General features: G+C 34.7%; 15 protein-coding genes, 1 tRNA gene and 1 pseudogene. 6 read left to right on the top strand and 11 right to left on the bottom strand.

Annotated elements, in window-relative coordinates; genetic code table 11:
• The 3 genes from E7Z79_RS06425 to E7Z79_RS06415 all read right to left on the bottom strand — a co-directional run.
• Window positions 1-1,694, bottom strand: a 1,694-nt coding sequence (locus E7Z79_RS06425; protein WP_303739142.1) for an MATE family efflux transporter, incomplete at its 3' end; no start/stop codon positions are given.
• Between the two features lie 14 nt (window positions 1,695-1,708).
• Window positions 1,709-10,834, bottom strand: a complete 9,126-nt coding sequence (dltA, locus tag E7Z79_RS06420) for a D-alanine--poly(phosphoribitol) ligase subunit DltA (protein WP_303739141.1) — start codon at window positions 10,832-10,834, stop codon at window positions 1,709-1,711.
• A 575-nt stretch (window positions 10,835-11,409) separates the two neighbouring features.
• Window positions 11,410-11,481 (bottom strand) — tRNA-Gln (locus E7Z79_RS06415).
• Window positions 11,482-11,816: 335 nt separating this feature from the next.
• On the opposite strand from E7Z79_RS06415, the gene E7Z79_RS06410 reads away from it, so the two are divergent.
• The 5 genes and pseudogenes from E7Z79_RS06410 (at window position 11,817) to E7Z79_RS06390 (ending at window position 16,870) form a co-directional block, all read left to right on the top strand.
• Window positions 11,817-12,755: a 3-hydroxyacyl-CoA dehydrogenase gene (locus E7Z79_RS06410; RefSeq protein WP_303739139.1), complete on the top strand. Its 939-nt coding sequence runs from the start codon at window positions 11,817-11,819 to the stop codon at window positions 12,753-12,755.
• A 110-nt stretch (window positions 12,756-12,865) separates the two neighbouring features.
• Window positions 12,866-13,561 carry a zinc ribbon domain-containing protein gene (locus E7Z79_RS06405; RefSeq protein WP_303739138.1) on the top strand — a complete coding sequence of 232 codons (696 nt, stop codon included), beginning with the start codon at window positions 12,866-12,868 and terminating at the stop codon, window positions 13,559-13,561.
• 111 nt (window positions 13,562-13,672) lie between these two features.
• On the top strand, window positions 13,673-14,608 hold the full coding sequence (locus E7Z79_RS06400) for an alpha/beta hydrolase (protein ID WP_303739137.1): 936 nt from the start codon (window positions 13,673-13,675) through the stop codon (window positions 14,606-14,608).
• Between the two features lie 233 nt (window positions 14,609-14,841).
• A pseudogene (locus E7Z79_RS06395) lies at window positions 14,842-15,033 on the top strand (histone family protein); the annotation flags it as partial.
• A 382-nt stretch (window positions 15,034-15,415) separates the two neighbouring features.
• A complete protein-coding gene (locus tag E7Z79_RS06390; protein WP_303739136.1) occupies window positions 15,416-16,870 on the top strand; it encodes a sodium-dependent transporter in 1,455 nt (484 codons plus the stop codon).
• 212 nt (window positions 16,871-17,082) lie between these two features.
• Here E7Z79_RS06390 and E7Z79_RS06385 read toward each other — a convergent pair whose 3' ends face one another.
• The 8 genes from E7Z79_RS06385 to E7Z79_RS06350 all read right to left on the bottom strand — a co-directional run bounded on the left by E7Z79_RS06385 (window position 17,083) and on the right by E7Z79_RS06350 (window position 22,975).
• Entirely contained in the window at window positions 17,083-18,021 is a 939-nt protein-coding gene (locus E7Z79_RS06385) for a bile acid:sodium symporter family protein (RefSeq protein WP_303739135.1), read from the bottom strand.
• Between the two features lie 51 nt (window positions 18,022-18,072).
• Window positions 18,073-18,462 carry a hypothetical protein gene (locus E7Z79_RS06380; protein ID WP_303739134.1) on the bottom strand — a complete coding sequence of 130 codons (390 nt, stop codon included), beginning with the start codon at window positions 18,460-18,462 and terminating at the stop codon, window positions 18,073-18,075.
• Window positions 18,463-18,505: 43 nt separating this feature from the next.
• Window positions 18,506-19,171 carry a DNA alkylation repair protein gene (locus tag E7Z79_RS06375; RefSeq protein WP_303739133.1) on the bottom strand — a complete coding sequence of 222 codons (666 nt, stop codon included), beginning with the start codon at window positions 19,169-19,171 and terminating at the stop codon, window positions 18,506-18,508.
• A 1-nt stretch (window position 19,172) separates the two neighbouring features.
• Entirely contained in the window at window positions 19,173-19,592 is a 420-nt protein-coding gene (locus E7Z79_RS06370; protein WP_303739132.1) for an RNA-binding protein, read from the bottom strand.
• 35 nt (window positions 19,593-19,627) lie between these two features.
• A complete protein-coding gene (locus E7Z79_RS06365; protein ID WP_303739131.1) occupies window positions 19,628-20,185 on the bottom strand; it encodes a 50S ribosomal protein L15e in 558 nt (185 codons plus the stop codon).
• Between the two features lie 219 nt (window positions 20,186-20,404).
• Window positions 20,405-20,932: a hypothetical protein gene (locus E7Z79_RS06360; RefSeq protein ID WP_303739130.1), complete on the bottom strand. Its 528-nt coding sequence runs from the start codon at window positions 20,930-20,932 to the stop codon at window positions 20,405-20,407.
• Between the two features lie 265 nt (window positions 20,933-21,197).
• Window positions 21,198-21,770 (bottom strand): FmdE family protein, encoded by a 573-nt coding sequence (locus E7Z79_RS06355; RefSeq protein WP_303739143.1) that lies wholly within the window; start codon window positions 21,768-21,770, stop codon window positions 21,198-21,200.
• A gap of 14 nt (window positions 21,771-21,784) precedes the next feature.
• Window positions 21,785-22,975: a glycosyltransferase gene (locus E7Z79_RS06350; protein ID WP_303739129.1), complete on the bottom strand. Its 1,191-nt coding sequence runs from the start codon at window positions 22,973-22,975 to the stop codon at window positions 21,785-21,787.
• A gap of 40 nt (window positions 22,976-23,015) precedes the next feature.
• Here E7Z79_RS06350 and E7Z79_RS06345 point away from each other — a divergent pair, with 40 nt between their 5' ends.
• On the top strand, window positions 23,016-23,417 hold the full coding sequence (locus tag E7Z79_RS06345; RefSeq protein WP_303739128.1) for a DUF3795 domain-containing protein: 402 nt from the start codon (window positions 23,016-23,018) through the stop codon (window positions 23,415-23,417).
• Window positions 23,418-23,576: the final 159 nt, after the last annotated feature.

Genomic DNA, 23,576 nt, shown 5'->3' with positions numbered 1-23,576 from the left:
AAACCCAACACTCTAGAATAATCATTTTTATCTGCAATTTTATTTAAAACACTGATATTATCAAATTCAAGATCATCATTTTCAATTACAGGATTAAAGTCGATTCCATTATCTTTAATGGAGATCAATATGTTATCATCATTATCTCTAACAATGACATCAATTGCATCAATATTATCGTTGATATTAATTATATTTACAAGCATCTCTTCAATTGCTAAACTGACTAGAGCAGAAGACTTGTTTCCAGACAAATAATCCTGAACTTGATGGGCCAGCTCAACAGCGTCTTTAACATTGCCATCAATTGTATACTCAAATACTTTTTTATCATCATTATGCTTATTAATAAAGAATCCGGTATATTCCCCATCGGTTTTTCTGTTCAAATATCTTGAATATATGAAAATGAATAGAATTGTAGCTGCTTCGGCTACTGCAAATGAAATCCAGATACCATTTTCCCCGAGAATGAACAGCAATATTGCTGCAGACCCGCAAGGGAAAATCAATCCTTCAAGCAGTGAAACGATTGAAGAAATTGAATTTTTCTGAATAGCCTGAGAATAAAAAGTGAATAGGAATGTTATTGCAACACCGACAAAACTAATTGCGAATATTCTCAATGCATTTAATACAGTAGGCACGAATGCCGGATTTTTAACGCTATACAGCATCAACATTACATTCGGGCAAAGAATTATGATCAGTGAAAATGCAACACTTGGAATTAGCGCGAACATTAATGATTTTTTAACAATGTAGGAAACGCTGGAATAATCCTCTTCCTTAAAGTAAACCGAAACGAGTGAAGACATTGTCTGAGATGCCCCGATTAGAAACATATATAGGATGAATGTGCTGTTGTCACAAATTGAAAATGCCGCTATGCCGGTTTCCCCTACAAAAAGGGTAATCAAAACATTATAAAAGTATATTTTGAGTGTGAAGTATAACTGTGTTGATGAACTCGGAAAACCGGATTTGCAAATTTCCCTAAACTTATCAAAGAATGCTTTTACTTTTAACTTGATAAATTTTAATGTTCTTTCTGACTTGAAGAAATATGTTGAAATAAAAACGGATCCTACTGCATAACCAACTAATGTCGCCCATGCTGCGCCGCCAATGCCTATCTTAAGAACGCCCATGAAAATAACATCAAAACAAAGATTAACAATATTGGCCAGCAGTATGGCTCTAAAAGCCAAATTAGGCATTCCATCAACCCTGACAAAATAGGATACTGACATCAGATAGCATAAAAAAGGTATTCCCAATAATGTGACTGTGTAAAATGAGTTTACCATAGGCAATAATTGTTGAGCCCTGCATAAAACACCTAGAATATTATTTGAAAATACCAATCCGACGATTGTGATGATTATTCCCAATATGATAAGGGATGAAATCGATATGGAAAAATAACTGTTGCTTGACTCATCATCAAATTCCGCTTTAGAAACCGAACAGAGGATGCTTCCCCCAAGTCCGACCATCCAATAAATCAGATTCACAAAGGTAAGCAGTGGTGAAACCAATTGTATTGCAGACAAGTTTGCCACACCAACGAAGAAACTTACAAGTATGGAATCTACAACCAGACAGATATTTCCCGCCATAGCAGTCAATAATGTTGGAAAGAAAAATTCCTTGAATTTGCTATATATTAAATCATGATTTCTTTCATACACAGTATCACTCTCCCCTAATCAAAAAATCCAAAGTCTTTAAGGAATTTGATGAAATTATAGATGTATTCCTCAGATATTAAAGGCCAGTTTATACCTAATAAATGAGATACCTGGATTGTATAATCATTTTCATCTTTAACCCATATTTTCTTCTCTTTACCTTCTCCAATTGAAGTGATGAATCCTGAAAGTCCATCTTGCTTACTTTCATCCTTCATTGTTTCTTCAAATGACCTTTCGTATTCATCCTGGTCTACAATTTCAATATCGATATCTAAAGATTCGAAAATGTTCAGGATATCTGCGAAGGTTACAAAATGATTATTGTATGGATGGAATACTACACAATTTTTTGGAGTCTTTGACAGTTCAACAATTGATTTTGCGGTTGTGTCAATCTGACTCAGTTCAAAATTATTATTTAGCATTGAATATGGGAATTTGCCAACTGTAACAAATGATTTAAGCCTGTTGATGAAACCGTTTGAACGGAAGTTAATCTGGAATTCACTGTCTGAAGTCCTTGCCATTAAGTTTCCAACCCTCATAATCTTAACATCAAGCTGGTCATCACATGCAGCCTGCAGCACTGCTCTTTCAGCCAGGAATTTGCTGCCAAGATACTGATTGTCAACCTTCTGACCAATGTATAAATCCTGTTCACAGTAAAGCCTATCCTCCGGAGGATAGTTATTGATGCTTTCACCTGCAGTGCTTACAGTTGAAACCTGAACATATTTACATTTCTTTAATTTCGCAAATTCCAATCCGTTGAGCACACCGCCATAATTAATATCTTCGATGTCTGTGCCTGATGAGAAATGTTTCACATTGGCCGCACTGTTTATTATTGTGTTAATGTCATATGGGATGAGTTTTCTGAAGTCTTCAAAGTCAGTTATATCTCCATCAACAATATGCAGCCTATCATGGAAGAAATCAGCATAATCGGTCGAGAAATAATAAAATAATAATAATTTTAATCTATCCTCTCCGCTTAGATTGCCTTTAGACCTGATAAGACAGTATATGTTTCCGGCATCATTTTCCAGCAACTCCCGTAAAATATGAATTCCTAAAAACCCGGTGGCTCCGGTCAATAAGACATTGCCTAAACTATCGCTGCATGGTTCATTGAAGAAGTTTTTGATGTTGTTTTTCGCCAATAAGTTGTCAATTAAAGTGTAGTCATAATCGGCAATCTCATTTTTTACGGCATTATCGTCGGATGAAATAAACTCGGCCAATTGTCTAGGGGTTGGATTTGCAAATAAATCCCCATAATTAATATCATACCCGTTGTTTATTGCATTTATTGTAACTTTAGTTACTAACAGGGATGTTCCGCCGATTTCAAAGAAGTTATTGGTTACACCAACCTTATCAATTCCCAATATTTCCTCAAAGCTTTTTGCAAAGAATGCCTCAACTTCATTTTCAGGTGCAACATAATCCAAAGTTAATTCCGGTTCAGGCAAGTTTTTAATATCCGTTTTACCGTTTGCAGTTTGAGGAAATGAATCCAATTGCATATATGCCGTTGGAACCATATATGGTGTCAATCTATTTGAGATACTGGTTTTCAAATCAGTTACATCAATCTTTTCAGAAGCAGTATAATAAGCGCATAGATGTTCAATTCCATTAATTTTCTTTATCACAACAATGGAACTGTTTATAGGGCCATACTGTGAGATGACATTTGAAATCTCATCCGGTTCGATCCTCAATCCCCTAAGCTTGATTTGATTATCGATTCTGCCAAGAATGTATATTTCATCATCAAATTTATATGCATAATCCCCACTGCGATAATATGGAATATTATTTATTGTTGTATAAACCTCAGCGGTCTTTTCAGGATTATTGTAGTATCCTTTAGTTACACATGGACCTCCAATATACAGCTCACCAACCACTCCATCAGGCAATAGTTTACCATCGACATCCCTTACGTCTGTGACAAAAGGATATAAAGCTTTTCCAACACTAATCCTATTCTTTCCGTCAATTTTTTTCACATTACTTTGAATCGTGGTTTCGGTAGGCCCATATGCATTATACACATCACATTGGAAATCTTCAAGCGCATCCAATAATTCAACGGAGAATTTCTCCCCTCCTATTGTGAATATTTTAAAACTGCTCATTAAATCTTCAAAACAGTCAAATTCCAAAAATTGCAATAATCTTGAAGGTGTTGTATCCAACAATTCAGGTCTAGTTCTTTTGATTAAATCAGTGAGTTCAAAAACATCCTTTGTCTGTGAATCACTTGCAAATATCAGCGTATTTCCAAATGACATTGTGCCCAGCAAATCAAGAATTGATGCATCGAATGAAACGGTTGTCAATGCAAGCACACGTTCAACACTGCTATAATACCTATAAGTTAAATTTCTCTCGTCATTGACAAGGAAATTTGAAATATTGTTGTGAGTAACCATTACTCCCTTAGGATTTCCAGTCGAACCTGAAGTGTAAATCATATATGCAAGACTGTCAGCCGGGATTTCGAGATTAGGGTTGCTTTCATCAGAAGATTCATTTAATAAATCTTCTATCCTGATTGCATTTTCGAAATCATTATCTGAAATTATCCATTTGGCCTCACAATTTCCACGAATATATTCTACACGTTCCTCAGGATAGTCATTGGCTAAAGGTATGAATGTTGCACCAGCTTTCAATATTCCCAAAGTGGCAAGCAATATATTGCTTGTTCTTGGAAGCATGTGCAAGACCTTATCTCCTATCTTTACTCCCCTTTTAATAAGGGCATGAGCAACGCGATTGGCTTTCCTATTTAACTGGTCATAGGTAAATTCGCCATCACAACTAATTAAAGCAGTTTTATCAGGATTTTCCTTTACCCTGTTTTCAAATAACCTGTGAACGACATTAACATCGATATCTTCAAACTCGATTTCACTATCTTCCGGGATGATTGCAATATCCTTAAGCTTAATATCAGATAAAACATTATCATTTGCCATAAATTCCTTTATGATGGTTATAACGGAATTGATGAATGTGGATACGTAATCTTCAGTGTAGAGTTCATCATTATAATCCACAGAGATTTCATAATCATCATCGACTTCAATGACATTTAAACTTATTTTACAGGACATCAAATCATGGTCGATTGATTCCCTCGGGTATTTTTCACCATTCAAAGATACCTCTTCAATGATCTTTCCATGAAATGCATATAGGAAATCAGTATTCAATTCGTATTTGTTTGCAATCTCAACATAATTATAAGAGGAATGGTTTAAAACATTTAGCCAGATGTTATTGACAAATTCAAAATATTTTTTAATATCCATATTTCTATCTGTTTTAAATGCAATCGGTATTGTTTTAACCAGCATACCAATGGTATTTTGATATTTAGGATTATTTCTACCATTGAACAGTGTTGATATTAGAATATCAGTATTTGATACATATTTGCTAAGAGTTAATACGGTCGAAGACATGAATAAAATGTTTGGACTAATTTTTTGATGGCTGCAGAATTCATCAACCATATCTTTTTCAATCCTTGATCTGACCACGGCAAGATCAGCATTTTCTTCATCCCCGGTGAGATTTGTAGTTAAAACCGTATTTTCATCAAAATCACACAGCATATCATCAAAGAACTTCTCACTTTTCGCATTATCTTCGGACAGTTTGTAGTTATTTTCTTTTGAAATATACTCATAAGTGTCGGCTCCAGCATTGCTTAGCCTATCTTCATCCCCGTCATATATTGCTGAAATATCATTGAATAAAACATTAAGTGAAGTACCGTCAACAATCAAATGATGGAAATCAGCGAGTAAAACAGTATTGGATGGAGTTACATAAATTTTAAATCTGAATAATTGATTATCTATAATATCAAAAGGTTCGACGAACTTAGATACAACATCAGAAGTTATTTCATTTATTTCCTCAATCTCTATTTCATCGATTCCAATAGATTCACATTTGCGGTTAAGTACTTTGGCGCCATCGATGACTATTCTATTTTTTAAAAATGGATGTAAATCTATTGCTTTTATGATAGACTCCCTTAATTTCATTGCATCAATGTTTTTATTGAATGAAATCTTTTTTGGAAGATTATAAGTGGTATCGTCGGGATTTTTAATGCATTCAAAATAAACTCCCAACTGGTTTGGAGTCAATTCATAATTCTCATTTTCAAGGCTCTCATCATCTTTATCGCAATTTTCAACAATTTTGGCTATTTCCGCAATGTTTTTTGACTTCATCATGTCCATTATACTTACATCGACTTTTAGCTCTTCAGAAATCCTTGCAAGCAGCTGAATGACAGTAAGTGATGTGAAACCAATATTGAAAAGATTGGTTGTGACACCAAAGTCCTCTTTGGAAATAATTTCCCTACACATATCCAATACACGTTGTTCTAATTCAGTGGAAGCCTCAACAACTTCTGTTATCTCATCATCGACTGATGGCAGAGGCAATTTTTTCCTGTCCAGTTTACCGTTAGGATTTAAAGGCAATTCATCCAATTGAATAAAGAATGTCGGAATCATGTAATCTGTTAATTCCTGTGAAATGTCTTCTTTTAGTTTATTGGTATCGATTTGTGAATCCGCAACATAATATGCGCATAAGTATTCGGTATCATTGATGACCTGCACATTAACAAATACCAGGTCAATAGTGCTGTTTTTTAGAATGACGTTTTCAATTTCACCGGTTTCTATTCTCAAACCTCTAAGTTTAATCTGTGAGTCTGCCCTTCCTACAACCACCAATTCACCGTCATCACGCCTATAGCCTAAATCACCGGTATTGTAATAAGGAATATTATTTTTTGTATAAAATACCTCTTCTGTTAACTCAGGTTTGTTCCAATATCCTGCAGAAACTCCCACTCCACCAAGCGCAATGTTTCCCACAATATTGTTTGGCAGGGGATTATTGTCAATGTCCACAATTGAATCTATAGTGTTGTGGATAGGCTTTCCTTCAGAGACAACGTTATCTTTCATCAATTTTGCATGAGATGCGACAGTTACCTCTGTTGGACCATAGGAGTTATAAATATCTGCATCAGTATACTTAACCAATGTAGGATATAATGACTCAATGAACTTTTCACCACCGATAGTGATAACATTAATATCTTTTACAGCACTTCTGAAATCATCAATCGTTAGATATTGCTGCAGTCTGGATGGTGTCGCTGACATTCCGTCAATTTCATATTCCTTAATTAACTTAGCCAATCTAATAGGGTTCATTGATGTTTCCTCATCTGCAAGAACCATTGGAACTCCATTCATAACAGATGCGAAGGATTCACGCAGGAATGCAATAAATGAAGCGGTAGTTATGGACAACATTCTGGAAACCTCATTTGCTATTGCATTTATTGGTGAATTTTCAGGAGTTGGCTTAATATAATTTGTAATGCTGTCCTGCTTTATCATTACTCCTTTTGGAAGACCTGTTGAACCTGATGTGTAAATCAGTAGTGCAATATCATCATTTTTTAAATCCACATTTGGATTTTGAGTTTTAACTCCATCAAGCAAATCATCAATATCAACTTCACCAGTAATAGGATTATCTGATAAAATCATCTTACATCCGCTATCTTCCTGAATATGGGCGATTCTCTCTTGAGGATACTTCGGATCCACTGGAATGAATGAAACACCAGCTTTCAAAGCACCTATGAGTGCTATCATCAATTTAGAGGTTCTATTTAATTTCAAGATGATTTTGTCATTTGTTTTCAAACCCCTATCAATTAATGAATTTGCAAACACATTTGCTTTTGCATTAAGTTCATCGAAAGTTAAATTGGCGTCATTTGCATAAACTGCAATATCGTCTGCTTTTTTAGACGCAATGAATTCAAATTTATCTTTCAATAGAGGTTCATGGATGTCCAATATTAACTCATTTTCATTTTTAACTATTTCATTTTCCTCAAGGCTAGTTAAAAGTGAAACATCTGAAGCATTTTGAGTTAAAGAATCCATGAATTTATTTAATACTAAATCAATGCTTTTTACTAATTTTTCCATCAATTCACAGGAATATAACTGATCATTATAACGTATGATGAGATTGATGTTTTCGGAATCTTCTTCAACATATATGCAAATGTTGAATTTAGGATAATCAAGTTCCAAAGGTTCAACTTTAACTTTATTTCCATTTTTCAATACTTTCTCATCAAATAATCCCACTTGATATGCATAATAAATTTCCGGAACAAAATTGTATTCTTCAAATATTTTGGTAAAAGGATAAGATTCATTGTCAATTGTATCGACAAAAGCATCATTCACTGAATTAATATAATCCAAAACACTCTGATTGGTATCAATAGTCATTGCAATCGGAAGAGACCTTACAATCATTGCCAATGTTTTGAAATACTTCGGATTGATTCTTCCATTTGAAATTGTAGTTAAAAGCATATGCTTAGTGTATGAGAATTTAGACAATGTTAAAAGGGTTGAAGATAAAAACAAGCTGTTTGGAGTTATGCTGTTCCTTTTGGAGAATTCAAAAATGTTTTCCTTGTTGATTGGAACTGAAACCTCTTTAAGAGATCCCAATTCTTTTTCACCGATTATGTCCGGCTCGATTGAAGTGACGTTTTCAATATCGGCCAGCCTGTCTTCAAAGAACTCTTTAGCTTTAAGGTATTTTTCAGTTCCTTCAAGCTCTTTTTCATCTAAAATAAAGTCGAATCCTGAACTGACTGCTTCTGCATTATTAACATCATCATATTCATCCAATAGCTCATTAATAAATAGATTTACTGAAGTTCCGTCAAACAGTATATGGTGAACATCCATAAGCAATACGGTTTTATCTTCTGTGTAATAAATTTCAAAACGGTACAATGGTCCTTTAAACAAGTCAAATGGCCTTGCAAAACTGTTTTTAATCTCATCTGTAACCAAACTTTCAAAGATGTCTACGGCAACAGCTTCATCGTCCTGCCTTTTAAGATATGTTTTACCGTTTTCCTCAAATAATATGCTTTTAAGGTAAGTATATTTATTTACAAGATTAATAATTGAGCTTTTAAGCTTTTCCACATCAATGTTGGCTCCCAAATCAACGGCAGAGGTTGTATTATAAATCAGTTTGTCAGGATATTTTATGGATTCAAAGTAAACTCCCAGCTGATTTTGGCTTAAAGGATAGAGGTCTTGCTTTTCATGGGATACCTCTGCAGATTCAATTGGAGTGTCAATTAAAGTTGCCAGGTTTTGAATGTCTTTTGATTCACTAAGCTCTTTAATACTGAGTTGCACTCCCCAATTGGATGCTATTTCATAAGCAATTTTTATTGATGAAAGTGAAGTCAAACCTAATTTAATTAAGTCAGTGGTGACACCAAATTTATCTGTTTTTAAAACTTTTGAGATAATCTCAAACAATTTAATTTCCATCTCTGTTTCTGGCTCAATAATTTCTTCAATATCAAATTCAGGTGTTGGAAGAGCCTTGACATCCACTTTTCCATTTAGGTTAAGCGGGAACTCATCCATTTTCATATAAAATGAAGGAACCATATATGGAGTCACTTTACTCTTAATGAACTCATTTAAGTCATCCTCATCGATTTCGCCATCACTGATATAATAGCATACAAGGTTATCATTTCTAAGTTCAACAACCACATTAGTGATTGATGGGGAATAATTTAAAACGACATTTTCAATCTCTCCAGGCTCAATCCTTAAACCTCTAAGCTTGATTTGCCTGTCGATTCTTCCTTTAACCACAAGTTCGCCGTCAAAAGTGAGATACCCCTGATCTCTAGTGTGAACCATTCTTTCATTTTCCCAACAATCTGAAAATGGATTTTCAACAAAGGTTTCATTAGTCTGTGTTTCATTATTGTGATATCCTAGAGCCAATTTTAAACCGGATGCGACAATTTCTCCGGGAACTCCAATTGGAACGGGCATATTGTTTTTATCTAAAATATAAACCCATGTATTTCCTGCAGGGTAACCCACAGGAATCTCATCTAATTGAGATGCTTTTTTAACATCCTGATAAGCCATTACTAAAGCTTCAGTAGAACCATAACAATTGATTAAATTTGTTTTACGGCTTAAAATTGTTGGTGTTGCTTCTTTTAATCTTTCACCGGCTATGATCATATTCTTTGTTTTAATTTCGGTTCGCTCCAATATGGTTGCACCTAGAACTGTAGGTAAAATTAAAGCATCAAGTGGAGTTACCTGTAAAAATTCGATTAATTCCGGAACATTCTCTTTCAAATGTTCGTTTAATATTATGCAATTAGCCCCTTTAATAAAAGAGGCGTATGATACGACTGAAAACGCAAATGTTAAGTTAACGTAACATGCAATGTCTGAACCTGAGGTTAAATATTTTGAAGAATACAATGCTTCAAGTAAAAAAGTGTAATGAGACACTTTTACTCCTTTAGGATTGCCTGTTGAGCCTGAAGTAAAGTATATTGCTGCTAAATCGCTAGCAACCACATTATTTGGAGATACTTCATCAGTGTCTAAATCCAAATCCTCTATGTATAAAATATTTTTGTCTTCAAATTGGGAAGTGAAATCAACACTTTTGGAAGATATGATATAATCCATCTCACTTTCTTCAATAATATAATCAATTCTGTCCTTTGGATATGTTAAATCAAGAGGAACAAAAACGGAACCGTTTCTTGTAATTCCCATACAAGAGACAATGTACATTGGAATTCTTGGAAGCAGAACACCAACGCATTCACCTTTTTCAACACCCAGATTATGCAATATGGCTGATAACGCATTAATATATCGATCAAATTCATCATAAGTTATATCAGTTATTGTATCGGAGACAGCTACCTGATTTGGCATTTTTAAAGCATTATCATGAATATAATTCATTATTGTTTCATTTTTATCGAAATCCAATCTGTCTGTTTTTGAAAATCTTTTTAACAACTCCATTTCATTATCCGAGACAATATTCAAATCTTTTAATGGAATGTCCGGATTTTCATCCATACGTTTAATTAAATCCTTAATATTGTCAATTAAAAATTCCATCTGAACTTGTGAAAAAATACTGTCATTATAAACGAATTTAACGGAATTTTCATCAAACAAACAGTTTAAAATAGATTTTTCATGAGGAACAAACTCAAAATTATTTTCTATGTTAAAAATAGAGTAAGCATGCAACAGTTCATTATCAAAAATATAATTTTCCTCTTGTAAATTATTTATCAATTCGTCGACTTCCGATAATAAATAATTGACTGAACTATTCTCATTATACTTGATTTTTAGAGGAATTTCTTTATTATTTCTGTAAATTTTAAAAACAATCCCTTCAGATTGATTTATTCTGGATAAATAAACAGACATTGCTGAAATAAAAAAGGATTCCTGAATTTTTTTTTCAAAATTTAAAATAATTTGATTGAATGTTGATTCATTAACATTAGGTATATTTGTTAAACAGTCATTATAGCCTTTTAAATTTTGCATAATACTCACCAGGGTTTTAAACAATAATTAATATTAGTATATATCACATGATATTTAATATCAACTAATTAGCCTTTTCATTATATTTTAAACAAAATATTTAAAATTAAAATATACTACATTAACGGTTATCACAAATATTATTGAACTTCCTGTCTTGGTGACAATGGGGATACGCAAACCAAAAAAAGTAGTCCCGAGCGGAGTCGAACCGCTGTCTTTGGGTCCAGGGCCCAAAAGGATTGCCGCTACCCTACGGGACTATGAGAATATTCAAATGTTTGAATAAAAGTATTTTAAGTAAATTCCTAATTAAATACTAATTCTCTAAATTAATATTAAATTAGTGAATTTATATATTTTTTGTTTTAAAAAAAAACAATGCGACAAAATCAGAATAACATTTAAATATCCGGCAAATTTTAGGGCAGCTTCCTCTGGAATTTGCATAGCACCGTTAACCAAATGTCCCTTAAATATTCAAAAGTTGAAATTATTTAAAAAATTTTAAATATTTTAAATAGTTATAATAGTAAATAACGAATTATATTTAATTTTTTGATAGAATATAATTCATACATTTAACATGGTGATTCAAATGGATATTAAAAAAGTAGTAGTAGCTGGCGGAGGAGTATTAGGCAGTCAGATTGCTTATCAATCTGCATTCTGCGGATTCGATGTGACAGTTTGGTTAAGAAGTGAAGGTTCAATTGAAAGAGCCAAACCTAAATTTGAAAGATTATTGAACATCTATTTAGGCACACTTGAACAAATGAAAACCGATAAAACCGCATACTGTAGAGGATTTAGCAAAAAAACTGACCTAAGCAATGAAGAGATAGACTCTTTAAAAGAGCAAGCTCAAAAAGCATTTGACAGTCTGACATTAACTACAAGTTATGAAGAGGCAGCAGAGGATGCCGACCTTGTAATTGAAGCAATTGCAGAAGATCCTAATCAGAAAATCCCATTTTATGAGGAGCTGGCAAAGTATCTTCCGGAAAAAACAATTGTTGTGACAAACTCATCCACATTGCTTCCAAGCCAATTTGCAGAACACACAGGAAGGCCTGAGAAGTATCTTGCATTCCACTTTGCAAATAACATATGGGCTCAAAACACTGCAGAAGTCATGCCTCATCCTGGAACTGAACAGGAATACTTTGATGCTATTGTCCAGTTTGCAGAAGACATCAACATGGTTCCAATTAAAGTCCTGAAAGAACAGCCTGGATACGTACTTAATTCATTGCTCGTTCCGTTCCTATCCGCAGGACAAGCATTATGGGCCGAGGAAGTTGCAGAACCCGAAACAATTGATTTGACCTGGAGACTTGCTACCGGTTCACCAAATGGACCATTCCAAATTTTAGACATTGTAGGTCTCGTAACTGCATATAACATTATTATTATGGATCCTAGGTCCAAAGACCCTGAGACCACCCAAGGCAAAATTGCCCTAAAGCTTAAGGAAAAAATAGATGCCGGCGAAACCGGTATCAATGCAGGTAAAGGGTTCTACGAATATAAATGATTATATCATTTATTTTTTTTTTCTTTTTTTATTTAATCCCATTACAAAAAATATAAATAATTTTTTTAACTGAAATTTGTTTAAGAAGAGTACTTTGAGAAGTGTGTAATATGGCCAATTTTTGTACTAACTGTGGAGCTAAAATAGGAAAAGATGATAACTTTTGCACTAGCTGCGGAACAAAATTAAAAAATGAGGGTAACTTTTGCATAAACTGTGGAGCAAGAATAGGAAAAGAGGATAAATTTTGCACTAAGTGTGGAGCAAAAATAGACATGCCTGACCTAAAACAGAAAAAACCTTTATTACAATCAGTTCAAGAGGCTCTGGAAAAAAATAGGGAAAGAATAGCTAAAGAAAAAGAAGCAGAAGAAAGGAAAATATTGAAAACAATCGATGAGATATTCGAATCAGATGAAATCAAATCGGAAATAAGAAAAAACAATGTTCGCCAAAAACATGTACTTCTCATTAAAGACCGTCTAAAATATAAGCTGGTCCATGAAAGAGAAAAAATGAGTGATGAAGAAATTAAATACTTCATAAAAACAGAATTGGAAAACGTGAACAAAAAACAGGAAACAGTTATAATCCCAAAAGAAAAAGAAATGAACCGCAAAAAAACAGAAAAGACCAAAACAGTTCGTGGAGGCCATTGTGACTTTAAATGCAGACATTGCTATGAAGAATTTTTAGATAGCGGAGGCGGAATAGTTGGGGATTTCGATAGTGAAGGGTATACTGAATATTATTGTCATTTAGGACATTCATTATCCTTTGGAAGTTTTTGTGAAGATTATGAATGATTTTTCTAAATCTGATAACTTTCTCTTTTGTCTGTAAAATATTCATTATCATCGAAACTCTAAGAGTTTCAATTTAGAATCATATCTGAATCAAAAAAAGGGTAGATAAAAATGAAACTTGAAAATTACCAATACAAAACAAGTGACAACAGCATTATCAACTATTACGAAGCTGACAGCGGCAATCCCATACTCCTGATAATACATGCTCAAAGTACAAACTCAAGCAGCTATTCCGATGTTATCAAGGAATTGTCCAAAAAATTCCATTTAATTCTAATCGATTGCTATGGACATGGAAAAAGCTCCCACAACAAGGAAAAGTACAATATTATCAGTCAGGGCGATGATTTAATTGAATTTATTCAAAATAAGACTGATGAAAAAATATCCATATTGGGACATTCCTCCGGAGGCCTCATTGCCTGCTATATCGCTTCAAAATCCGACCTTTGCGATAATCTGATACTGGAAGACCCTCCACTTTTTTCAAGCGCAGGAGAAAGAAGGTTCGATTATTACAACTACAATGACCTTTCAACGGTTTGTCACAATTTCATCAATCAAGATGAAGAGGAGGATTTTGTCTACTATTACTTCATGAATCAATACATGTGGAATTTCTTTCCTGAAAATTCAAGGGAAAAAATCAGAAGCAAATCTGGAGAATCTGCACTGAAATACCGGAACAAACATCCAGACAAACCACTGAAAGTCAGATTCTGGCCCAAAAAATTCCTAGAGGCATTCAACGGAATGGAGCAATATGACCCTTACTTCGGAGAGAACTTTTACAACGACACATTCAACTGCAATATCAATTACAGCAAACTGCTTTCAGAAATTAACTGCAAAACATTATTCATGAAGGCAAATACCAAAATTGGAGATGAGGGCATTATTATGGGTGCCCTGAGCGATGAAGACCTTCAACAGGTAACGGACCTGATCAAAAATATTAGGGTGGAATATTTCGACTGCGGGCATGGAATCCATAATGAAAAGAAAAAAGACTTTGTAAAAAGCGTGATTGGAACATTAAAATGATTAAGATTTAACTCAATTTGTTAAAATATCAAGTCATATATATTAATGAGTGTTTTAGGACAAAATATAATCTTATACAACAAGCTGTTAGTTCAATAAACATTACTCACATTTTCCTAATATTTAATCTATAATGTGCAAGAATATCCCCATTTCATTAAATAATTTTGTTTATTATAGGAAAAGTTTTAATATGTAATTATGAATATACTTATATAACGGAGGTGAAAAATATGGCAATTCCTAAAGCTCCTGTAAAAAGGACTATTCAAGAAGCTGGTGCTGAAAGAGTAAGTGCTGATGCAGTAGATGCATTAACTGAACACATCGAAGAATACATGGAAGAACTCTCCAAAAGAGCAATTGTTTATGCAAAATATGCAAAAAGAAAAACTGTAAAAGCAGAAGACATTGCTTTAGCTATTGACAGTTCAGCACCTATTGAAGCTCCTGAAGATGAAAAACACGATATGTTTAGCATGATCAAAAACGTATTTGAAGGTGCATCAGAAGGAAAAGGCTTCGAAGAAATCATGGGCTCATTCATGAAAATGAACAAATGAGATTAACATATTATTGCAAGTTTCTTGCAAACTTTTTTTTATTTTTTTTATCTGAATAACAATATTTGCACAATTTCATCATCCGTTTGCATTTAAAAAAATAATGTAATAAATTTTTTCCATCATTGGATAAATATTCCTTCGCATAATTATAAATAATCCATTAAATAAATGTTAAATTATACAATATTTTTAAAAGAAATACCTTATCCGACTATAAAATAAAAGTAACGAAGATGAAAAAATGAACGAAACTTCCCAATGGAATTCAACATTAACATTTATATTGGCCATGATAGGCCTGACTATCGGAATAGGTAATATCTGGCGGTTCAGTTACGTGCTGTATTCCAATGGAGGAGGCTCCTTTTTCATACCTTATGTTATTGCAATCTTAGTCATGGGAGTTCCTTTTTTAATTCTTGAATACGGGTTGGGATTCAGTTTCAAGAAAAGTTTTTCCAATCTGATGCACAGCATTCGCCCGGGATTCGAGATCATAGCTTGGATGCTGGTCCTGTTGGTGTTCATCGTTGTAATCTACTATATGGTCATAATAGGTTGGGACCTGGCATATCTGCTAAACAGTTTCAATTTCGGATGGGGAAACGACCCTGCGTCATTCTTTACAAACTATGTGGGAGGAAGTTCAAACCTATCATCATCCACAAAGATAATAGTGCCTACATTGATCTGTACATTAATATTATGGACAGTATTTTGGGCAATATCCATTAAAGACGTGGATAAAGGAATCGGTAAATTATCCACCATTTTAATTCCATTACTGTTCACAATCATGGTCTTTATTTTTATTTATGCATTTACCCTTCCGGGATTCCATTATGGAATAAGCATACTGCTCACACCTGATTGGTCTGCGCTTTATGATGTGCATGTCTGGCTTGCGGCGTTCGGGCAGACCATATTTTCCTTAAGCATAGGCCAGGCCATGGTATATACATATGCAAGCTATCTGCCTAAAAATTCTAAATTGACTGATGAAGTGTTGATTGTTGTCATTATAAACTCATTATATGAGATTTTCATAGCCTTTGGGGTATTTTCAATACTCGGATATATGTCAATGACCTCTTCAATACCAATACAGAATCTGATTAGCGAAGGAACCGGATTAATATTCATCATATTCCCACAGATATTCAATACAATGGGAGTAATGGGACATGTCATTGCTCCGTTACTGTTCATATCAATATTATTTGCAGGATTTACCTCTGCATTTGCACTATTTGAACCATTGCTTTCATCTTTGTGCAATAAATTCGGATGGAGCAGAAAAAAAGGAGTTACAATCCTTACGATTGTTGCATGTATCGGTACAGTTATCTTTTCAACAGGCTCCAGCAGTTATCTGGTAGGAGTCGTGGACAGGTTTGTAAACAATTTCGGAATACTGATTCTTATAGGCATTCAGGCAATAATATTTGGATGGTTCTATGGAGTCGAAAAGGTCATTCCGGTATTGAATGAATTCTCAACATTTAAGGTCGGAAAAACATGGGCGTTTACACTAAAATATTTATTGCCTATCCTTTTAATTGTTATCTGGGCATTTGGAATTGCAGATTTATTCCTTGATGAAAGTTCATTCGAAATGATCATATATGCAATTATCACAATTATTGTTGTCGGACTTTCTGCGGCATTTACAAAATTGAATCCTAAAAAATCATGATTTCGAATTAATAAGAAAATCATCCTGTTTTATATCATATGTTTCCAATGAGAAACGGTTAATAAAATCAATTAATGATTTCATTCCTTTTATTTTATGCAAGCGCAATTGCATTAACATTGACCTTATTAGAAAATGAATTAAATGTTAAACCGGAGATACCAAATTATTGTTTGACCACATTTAATGTGAAATTAAAATACTCAAGTCCATCATACATATTTTCTGAAAACATATGCAAGAAGTGATCCCGCAAAATTCTGCCAAACGGAATAGAGAGCACCGGGAACTGTTGCCTGGGACAGACTCGGAAAGTGAGTCTTTGCAAGACCTGTAGACAATCCTGAATTTTGAAAAGCCAACTCAATTGCCACTGTTATTATCTGCTTTTTACCCATTCCCGCCAGATAGCCGACTCCAAATCCAAGTATCATTGCAATGAAATATTGCAGAATTATGACAAGAATTATTATTGCTGAAGATGTCAGGATAGCTTGTTTATTGGCACCTATTACTCCTGCAACAATCAGACATACCACAATTGAGGATATGGCAGGCAGATAATCCTTTAATTTTTCACAGAAATCAGGGAACTTGTAGTTTAATATCAAACCTAAAACAATAGGAATAATCACGATTTCAAGGATGGAAATGAACATGTCGACCGGACTGAAATGAATTTGGTTCCCTATTAAAATCAATGTGATTATTGGAGTCAAAACCGGCGAAATCACTGTTGATACAGCAGTTAGGGAAACTGACAATGCCACATCCCCCTTTGAAAGGAATGTAATTACATCAGATGCAGTTCCTCCAGGCACAGTTCCGACCAGAACGAGACCGACTGTAAGAGCGTCATTTAAAGAAAAGACCCTTGCAAGGGCAAAAGCGATAAGGGGCATTATGACATATTGTGCTGAAATACCGACCCCGATTTCCTTTGGATTTTTAAATACATTGGCAAAGTCATTGGCCTTCAACGTGGTTCCCATTGTAAAAAGGACAATACTTAAAAGCAAGTTCAACATGTTTATGCCATTATACTCACCCAGTACCCATTGAAAAGAGTTAGGATAAACTAAAGAAACCGCAACGGCAAGCAAAATAATTATGAAAAAATATTTTTCAATGAACTTAAAAATCCTTTTCATGATTAATCATTGATTTTTATAATTTAAAAAAATTATCATTAATCTCAAGGATTAATTCGGAACTACCGATACATTTCCTTCAAATGTGCATCCCTGATACTTGTCATGGCCTGCAAATGTAAAGTCCCCATAGTAATTGTCCTTTCCTGCATCAGGCAGATATTGGGCATTATCTATTGTGAATTCACCATTTTCATCCGTGGTGACATCTACAATGGTTCCCATTTCATGACCGGGCTTGTGGAATGTTATTGTCTGGTTAGCCACACCATATCCGTAAGCGTCAACCAGCATTCCTGAAAATGAGCCGTTCTCAGCAACTTCAGTCTCGTTTATCATTATGAAAGTTGCCACATCATTGTTGAACTGGAACCAGAACACTCCGATGCAGATTACGAAGGCAACCAACAATATTATCAAATAATAGCTTTGCTTTTCCATTTAAACACCTTGATAGTATATTGGAAAAACGATAAAATAAAGTTTACTTAAACTTTGACTGGACCTTTTCGCTTTCAAGTTCCCTGATTGCACCACGTGCAACCCATTTGCTTACCTTATTGTCCATTTCCAGTATTTCATAAGCAAGGTTCAAGGCTTTTCTGTTGTTTTCCAAGTCAATCTTTCCGATTTGCCTTATCGCCCAGTTGACCGATTTCTTAACGAAATTTCGGTTGTCCTTAGAGCCTTCCTTTAGAATATCAAAATACATTTCAAAATCGGATTCATTTTCATGAACTGCCAAAACAGCTACCAGGCTGAATGCTGTCCTTTTGACAAATTCCTCATCCGAATCACACCAGATGAAAATGTTTTCACGAGCTTCGGGGATGAATCTTAACAGGTTAATGCATGCCTGGTCAACCAAATCCCATGAATAGAATGTATTGACCCAATCATCCAATTGCTCGGAATCGACCTTTTCGCTCTCCTCCACTAATGTTGCCAAGAGGTAAGTCTCATGATATCCATGATTCCAAAGTTTCAATGCCAAATCATGGTTTTTACCACACTGCTTTGCGACTTTTCTAATCTGAGGAAGCCTCAACCCATAACTCCTGACATAGTGAATGCCGAACTTTTTCATGTTTTCGGCAAAATCAACATCTGACAATCTTTCAAATTCCTGAATGATTTGATCAAATTCCATTTTAATCGTTTAAAATAGCTTCACGGACCTTATCGACTGCAATCTCTTTTTTGGCAGGATATGCTGCAATCTTTACCTTGAGATGAATTGCATCGCCCTTATCCAAAATGGTCCAGATTTCATCCAGAGCGTCTTCCTTATCGAATCTTAAAAACCAGTTACCCTTTTCATCGATTTTGCGCTCTAAATCATCATTCAGTTTATCCAAATCTGTCCACTCAAGAAGAGTGTTAAAAAAAGTCTTTGTGTATCTCTTTTTGGATACAACACCGGATAAGATTATAATCTTATCTTCAAGTAATCCCTCAGCTTCTTCGGCTTCGATTTCGGCTTCAGGCAAAATGTTTAAAATAGCTTGAGAAATCTCGTCAACGCTTTCATCTTCATAAACGAAAGCCCTGAATTTAATATTATGAATCATTAAAATCAAAAAAATAAAAAAGGATTGAAGAAAAATTAGATTTTTCTTCTTCTGGCTTGTTCAGAGCCTTTTCCTTTAGATTTGATTCCACGTCCTTTGTTACCAGCACTGGTTAAGCCTCTGAGAGCTCTGTTAGTGTGTTTTTTGGAACAGATCCAATTGATTTTTTTATCGTTAACGATAGAAGGACTTTGTGGATCTACTAAAATTACTTCATAATATTTATGTTTTCCTGTAGACCATACCCAGTAGGAGTTCAATACTTCTAAGTTAGGGTATTTTTTAGCTACACGTTCTTCAGCAATTCTTTGAATGGATTTTGCTTGGGTAATTTTGTTTACACCCATTCTTTTAGGTTTACGACCATTGAAACGACGAGTTTTCCTTCTTCCACCACGTCTTACTCTGGTTCTTACTACAATGAAACCTTTTTTAGCTCTGTAACCTAAACTTCTAGCTCTGTCGAGTCTGGTAGGTCTGTCAATTCTTTGAACTGCTTTTTGTTTGCTCCATTTTGGAGCTCTTTGCCACATGAGTTCACGTACGTAGGACTCATCTGGGTTTTTCCATGCGTCTCTAATATATTTATACATAAATAACACCTTTTTGTTCAGCCACGAAGGCCACATCCATATGGGAACTTATCCCAAAAAAAGTAATTATCACTGCTAAAAAATAACAGTAATCAAATATTTGTTTTATGTATTTATAAATGTATCGTAAAAATAGGTTATTCAAAGAGAAAATATTAAAAAATTTTTAAAAAAGAGAGGTGGAAGCAGGATCGGAAATCCTGCCTGTAACTTATAATTCTAGTTTCTTTTGAAAAATGATAAACCGCCTATGATTGCAGTGACTGCAAATAATGCTAGAATTGGATTACCTGTTTCTAACATTGTGTGGGAGGAAGTTGCATCAGCAGTCATGTTGTCTGCTACAACAGTATCGTTTACTGGTTCTCCTGCAGCAGCGTTTTCTAAAGTTTCGTTGTATTGGCTGCCAGCATAACCGCCTTGTTCATCTACATCATATTGGCTGCCAGCATAACCGCCTTGTTCATCTACATCATATTGGCTACCTGCATATCCGCCTTGTTCATCTTCATTGTATTGGCTACCAGAGTATCCACCTTGATCGTCATCACTGTATTGGCTACCAGAGTATCCACCTTGATCGTCATCACTGTATTGGCTACCTGCCCAATCTCCACTTTCATCAGAATAGCCTAATCCATCATATCCTCCATCACTGTATGCATCAGCTGCACATACTGCACCAGCAGATGCAATTACACAAAATATTGCAAGTAAAGTTAATAATAATTTTTTTGAAATATCCATAATATCACCCATTAATAATTTTATAGGTGCAGTGTTAATCACATTAACACTTATTGGCACAAGTAATTGTATGAATAAGACCATATATAAAGGTTTTCGAATGCAAGTGCTTACTTACATCTTAAAATTAATAAAAAAAGAATTAAAATACTTATTTTATGGAATAAAGAAATTTAAAATAAAATAAGATAAAAATAAGAAAGAATTAAAAAAAAAGTTAAAGATTAAAAAAAATAAAAAAAATAATAAGAATAAAAATACTAAGTTATTCTTCAATTATTTCGTAGTAAGACCCTTCAGCGCAGGATTTGCAAACAGGTTTTCCTCCAATCAGTTTATGTCTGCCATCAGAGACCTTTTCACCACAAACTGAACAGAAAGCTGTGGTATAAGGTTTTCCCGGAAGATCACCCGGACCCAATTCGATTTTTACCTTTTCGACCTTGAATAACTCTTCGGGAGGGGTTTTTCTGAAACGTTCAATCATTTCATCCTTGCTTTCATCCCTCTTGTATTTCTTGTTTGCATCTGCATCTGCGATTCTTAAAGCTTCACCGGTGCCCTGATTGTAGAATGTTGCTGCAAATTTGCCATAATACATTTGTTTCAATGTTCTTTTGCCCATTGAACATCCTGTAACTGACTGCACCGCATCAGACATGCATCGGTCAATTTCCAAGAATACGATTAAATTTTTATGCCTTTCATTTAATGGTATTCCAAGCAGCTCCAGCCCGTACATTGCAAGTTTGGTTCCGATAGCGATTCCTCCACAGAGATGGCCATGGAAATCAACTGCTTTTGCCAATTGCTCTTCATAATCTTTTTGATTCATAATATTACCTGAAAAATCTATAGTAGCTTTAGCATTGCCCGCTCGAACTTATCGGTGATTACTTCCCAATCATTTGATTTTACATATTCCCTGGCATTGCTTGCGATTTCATCATACCTGTCTTCACTTAAGATTTTTTGAACGGTTTCCAAAACCTCCGGCGCCTCCTGAATATATTCGATGCCGTTACCATATCCGAATTCCTTGGAAAGGCCTGGAAGCTCGGATGCTATCACCACTTTCTTCATTGCAAGATATTCATAAATCTTAATCGGCACAATGTCCTGCATTATCGGCTCATCGATATGTGCCGGAAGCAGGCAGAAATCTGCTGAAGCTAGAAACTCAGGAATCTTTTCAAACGGTTGTTTTCCTGTTAAAATAAGCTGGTCTGCCATGTCATACTCATCACGGATTTCACACATCTCATCAAATGCGTCTCCATCTCCTACGACCAGAATCTTATAATTAGGATATTTGTCCTTATTTTCACCCAATGCACGCGCAAGTTCCTTCATGCCGGCAAATTCATAAATCCAACCCATGAAGAACAGGACAATATCATCTTCCTTAATTCCATATTCTGCCCGGATTGCAGAATCGTCCAAATCAGGGTCATAGCTGTTCAAATCAATTCCTGCATCAATCAGTATTGTTGAATCCGGTTTTGCGCCCACAGTATATGCAAATTCAGACAGTTTCTTATTGATTGTAATTACCAAATCCGCATTGCGGATAGTCTTTTCTGTGAATTTCTGCCCCATCTTTTGAAATGCCTTTTCCGGAATCAATGCATAAATCACATCGATAAAGTAGTAGACAAATGGGATGTTATGTTTTTTTGCAAGCTTTGATGCATTATAGGAGTTCAGTATACCTAATGCAAGGATTATATCCGGTTGAAATTCCTCAATCTGATGTTCAATTTCATGCTTATGCGTAAAAAACAAGGAAGCGTAATTCAATCCTTTTATTTTGATAAATCCTGGCCTGATAACTTCAATATGGGTATCGTCCTTGATTTTGGAAACGTTTTCATGCACTTCCTTGTGATAGATTAAACCGCTATCATCATCATTCGGCCAATCTATCGGATAATCAATAACCTTTATTTGATGGCCCCTTTCTGCCATCCTCTCCATTAGATGGTGCTGTTGGTGAGGGTTTCTCTCCAGCCAATCAGACTCCTGTACAACTAATATTCTCATGAAGTAATATTTATTATTGGATAGTTATATAAATTTCTTTATGAAAATGCCAGAAACTCTAGATTCAAAATTGCTGGCTCCATGCGGAATCAACTGCATCAGCTGTGAAAGATATCAGAATCCCTGTGGAGGTTGCCTGATAAGTGATGACGGCAAAAACAAGGCCAGTCTGAAGTGCAAGATTAAAACTTGTTTTGATAAAAAGAACTTCAGTTACTGTGGGCGCTGCAGCGAGTTTCCATGCCCACTTCTCAAAAAACACTCGAAGAAGTATGTCAAAAGGCACAACCTTGACACATTAAGTTCGGCAAAAAGAATCAAAACCACCGGAATTGGCCGCATGATGGCAGAAGACCGTGAAAGATGGCTGTGTCCCGAATGTGGAGGGATTGTTAAATTCCAGACTGGAACCTGCTCAGAGTGCGGATTTCAAATTGACTAAATCAAATCTATGATTGATTATTTCAATAGTTTTTATTATGTCTATTGATTTAATTGATGTTTTGATTTATTAAACAATACTTGTTTTAAAAAAATAGAATGTGAGAATTGGATAATCTATATGAAAATATAAAAAAAGGAAGCAAATAGCATAGCCATT

The organism is Methanobrevibacter thaueri (assembly GCF_015062905.1).
Taxonomy (GTDB): domain Archaea; phylum Methanobacteriota; class Methanobacteria; order Methanobacteriales; family Methanobacteriaceae; genus Methanocatella; species Methanocatella thaueri_A.
The sequence above is the reverse complement of the archived record's forward strand: the minus strand, read 5'-3'. Positions and strand labels throughout refer to the sequence as shown.

What these genes read in the sequence shown, in the direction of transcription:
- E7Z79_RS06400 (WP_303739137.1), top strand. Translation starts at nt 13,673, where the DNA reads ATGAAACTTGAAAATTACCAATACAAAACAAGTGACAACAGCATTATC.
- E7Z79_RS06380 (WP_303739134.1), bottom strand. Translation starts at nt 18,462, where the DNA reads ATGGAAAAGCAAAGCTATTATTTGATAATATTGTTGGTTGCCTTCGTA.
- E7Z79_RS06390 (WP_303739136.1), top strand. Translation starts at nt 15,416, where the DNA reads ATGAACGAAACTTCCCAATGGAATTCAACATTAACATTTATATTGGCC.
- E7Z79_RS06410 (WP_303739139.1), top strand. Translation starts at nt 11,817, where the DNA reads ATGGATATTAAAAAAGTAGTAGTAGCTGGCGGAGGAGTATTAGGCAGT.
- E7Z79_RS06360 (WP_303739130.1), bottom strand. Translation starts at nt 20,932, where the DNA reads ATGGATATTTCAAAAAAATTATTATTAACTTTACTTGCAATATTTTGT.
- E7Z79_RS06375 (WP_303739133.1), bottom strand. Translation starts at nt 19,171, where the DNA reads ATGGAATTTGATCAAATCATTCAGGAATTTGAAAGATTGTCAGATGTT.
- E7Z79_RS06385 (WP_303739135.1), bottom strand. Translation starts at nt 18,021, where the DNA reads ATGAAAAGGATTTTTAAGTTCATTGAAAAATATTTTTTCATAATTATT.
- E7Z79_RS06405 (WP_303739138.1), top strand. Translation starts at nt 12,866, where the DNA reads ATGGCCAATTTTTGTACTAACTGTGGAGCTAAAATAGGAAAAGATGAT.
- E7Z79_RS06370 (WP_303739132.1), bottom strand. Translation starts at nt 19,592, where the DNA reads ATGATTCATAATATTAAATTCAGGGCTTTCGTTTATGAAGATGAAAGC.
- E7Z79_RS06365 (WP_303739131.1), bottom strand. Translation starts at nt 20,185, where the DNA reads ATGTATAAATATATTAGAGACGCATGGAAAAACCCAGATGAGTCCTAC.
- E7Z79_RS06345 (WP_303739128.1), top strand. Translation starts at nt 23,016, where the DNA reads ATGAAAATGCCAGAAACTCTAGATTCAAAATTGCTGGCTCCATGCGGA.
- E7Z79_RS06350 (WP_303739129.1), bottom strand. Translation starts at nt 22,975, where the DNA reads ATGAGAATATTAGTTGTACAGGAGTCTGATTGGCTGGAGAGAAACCCT.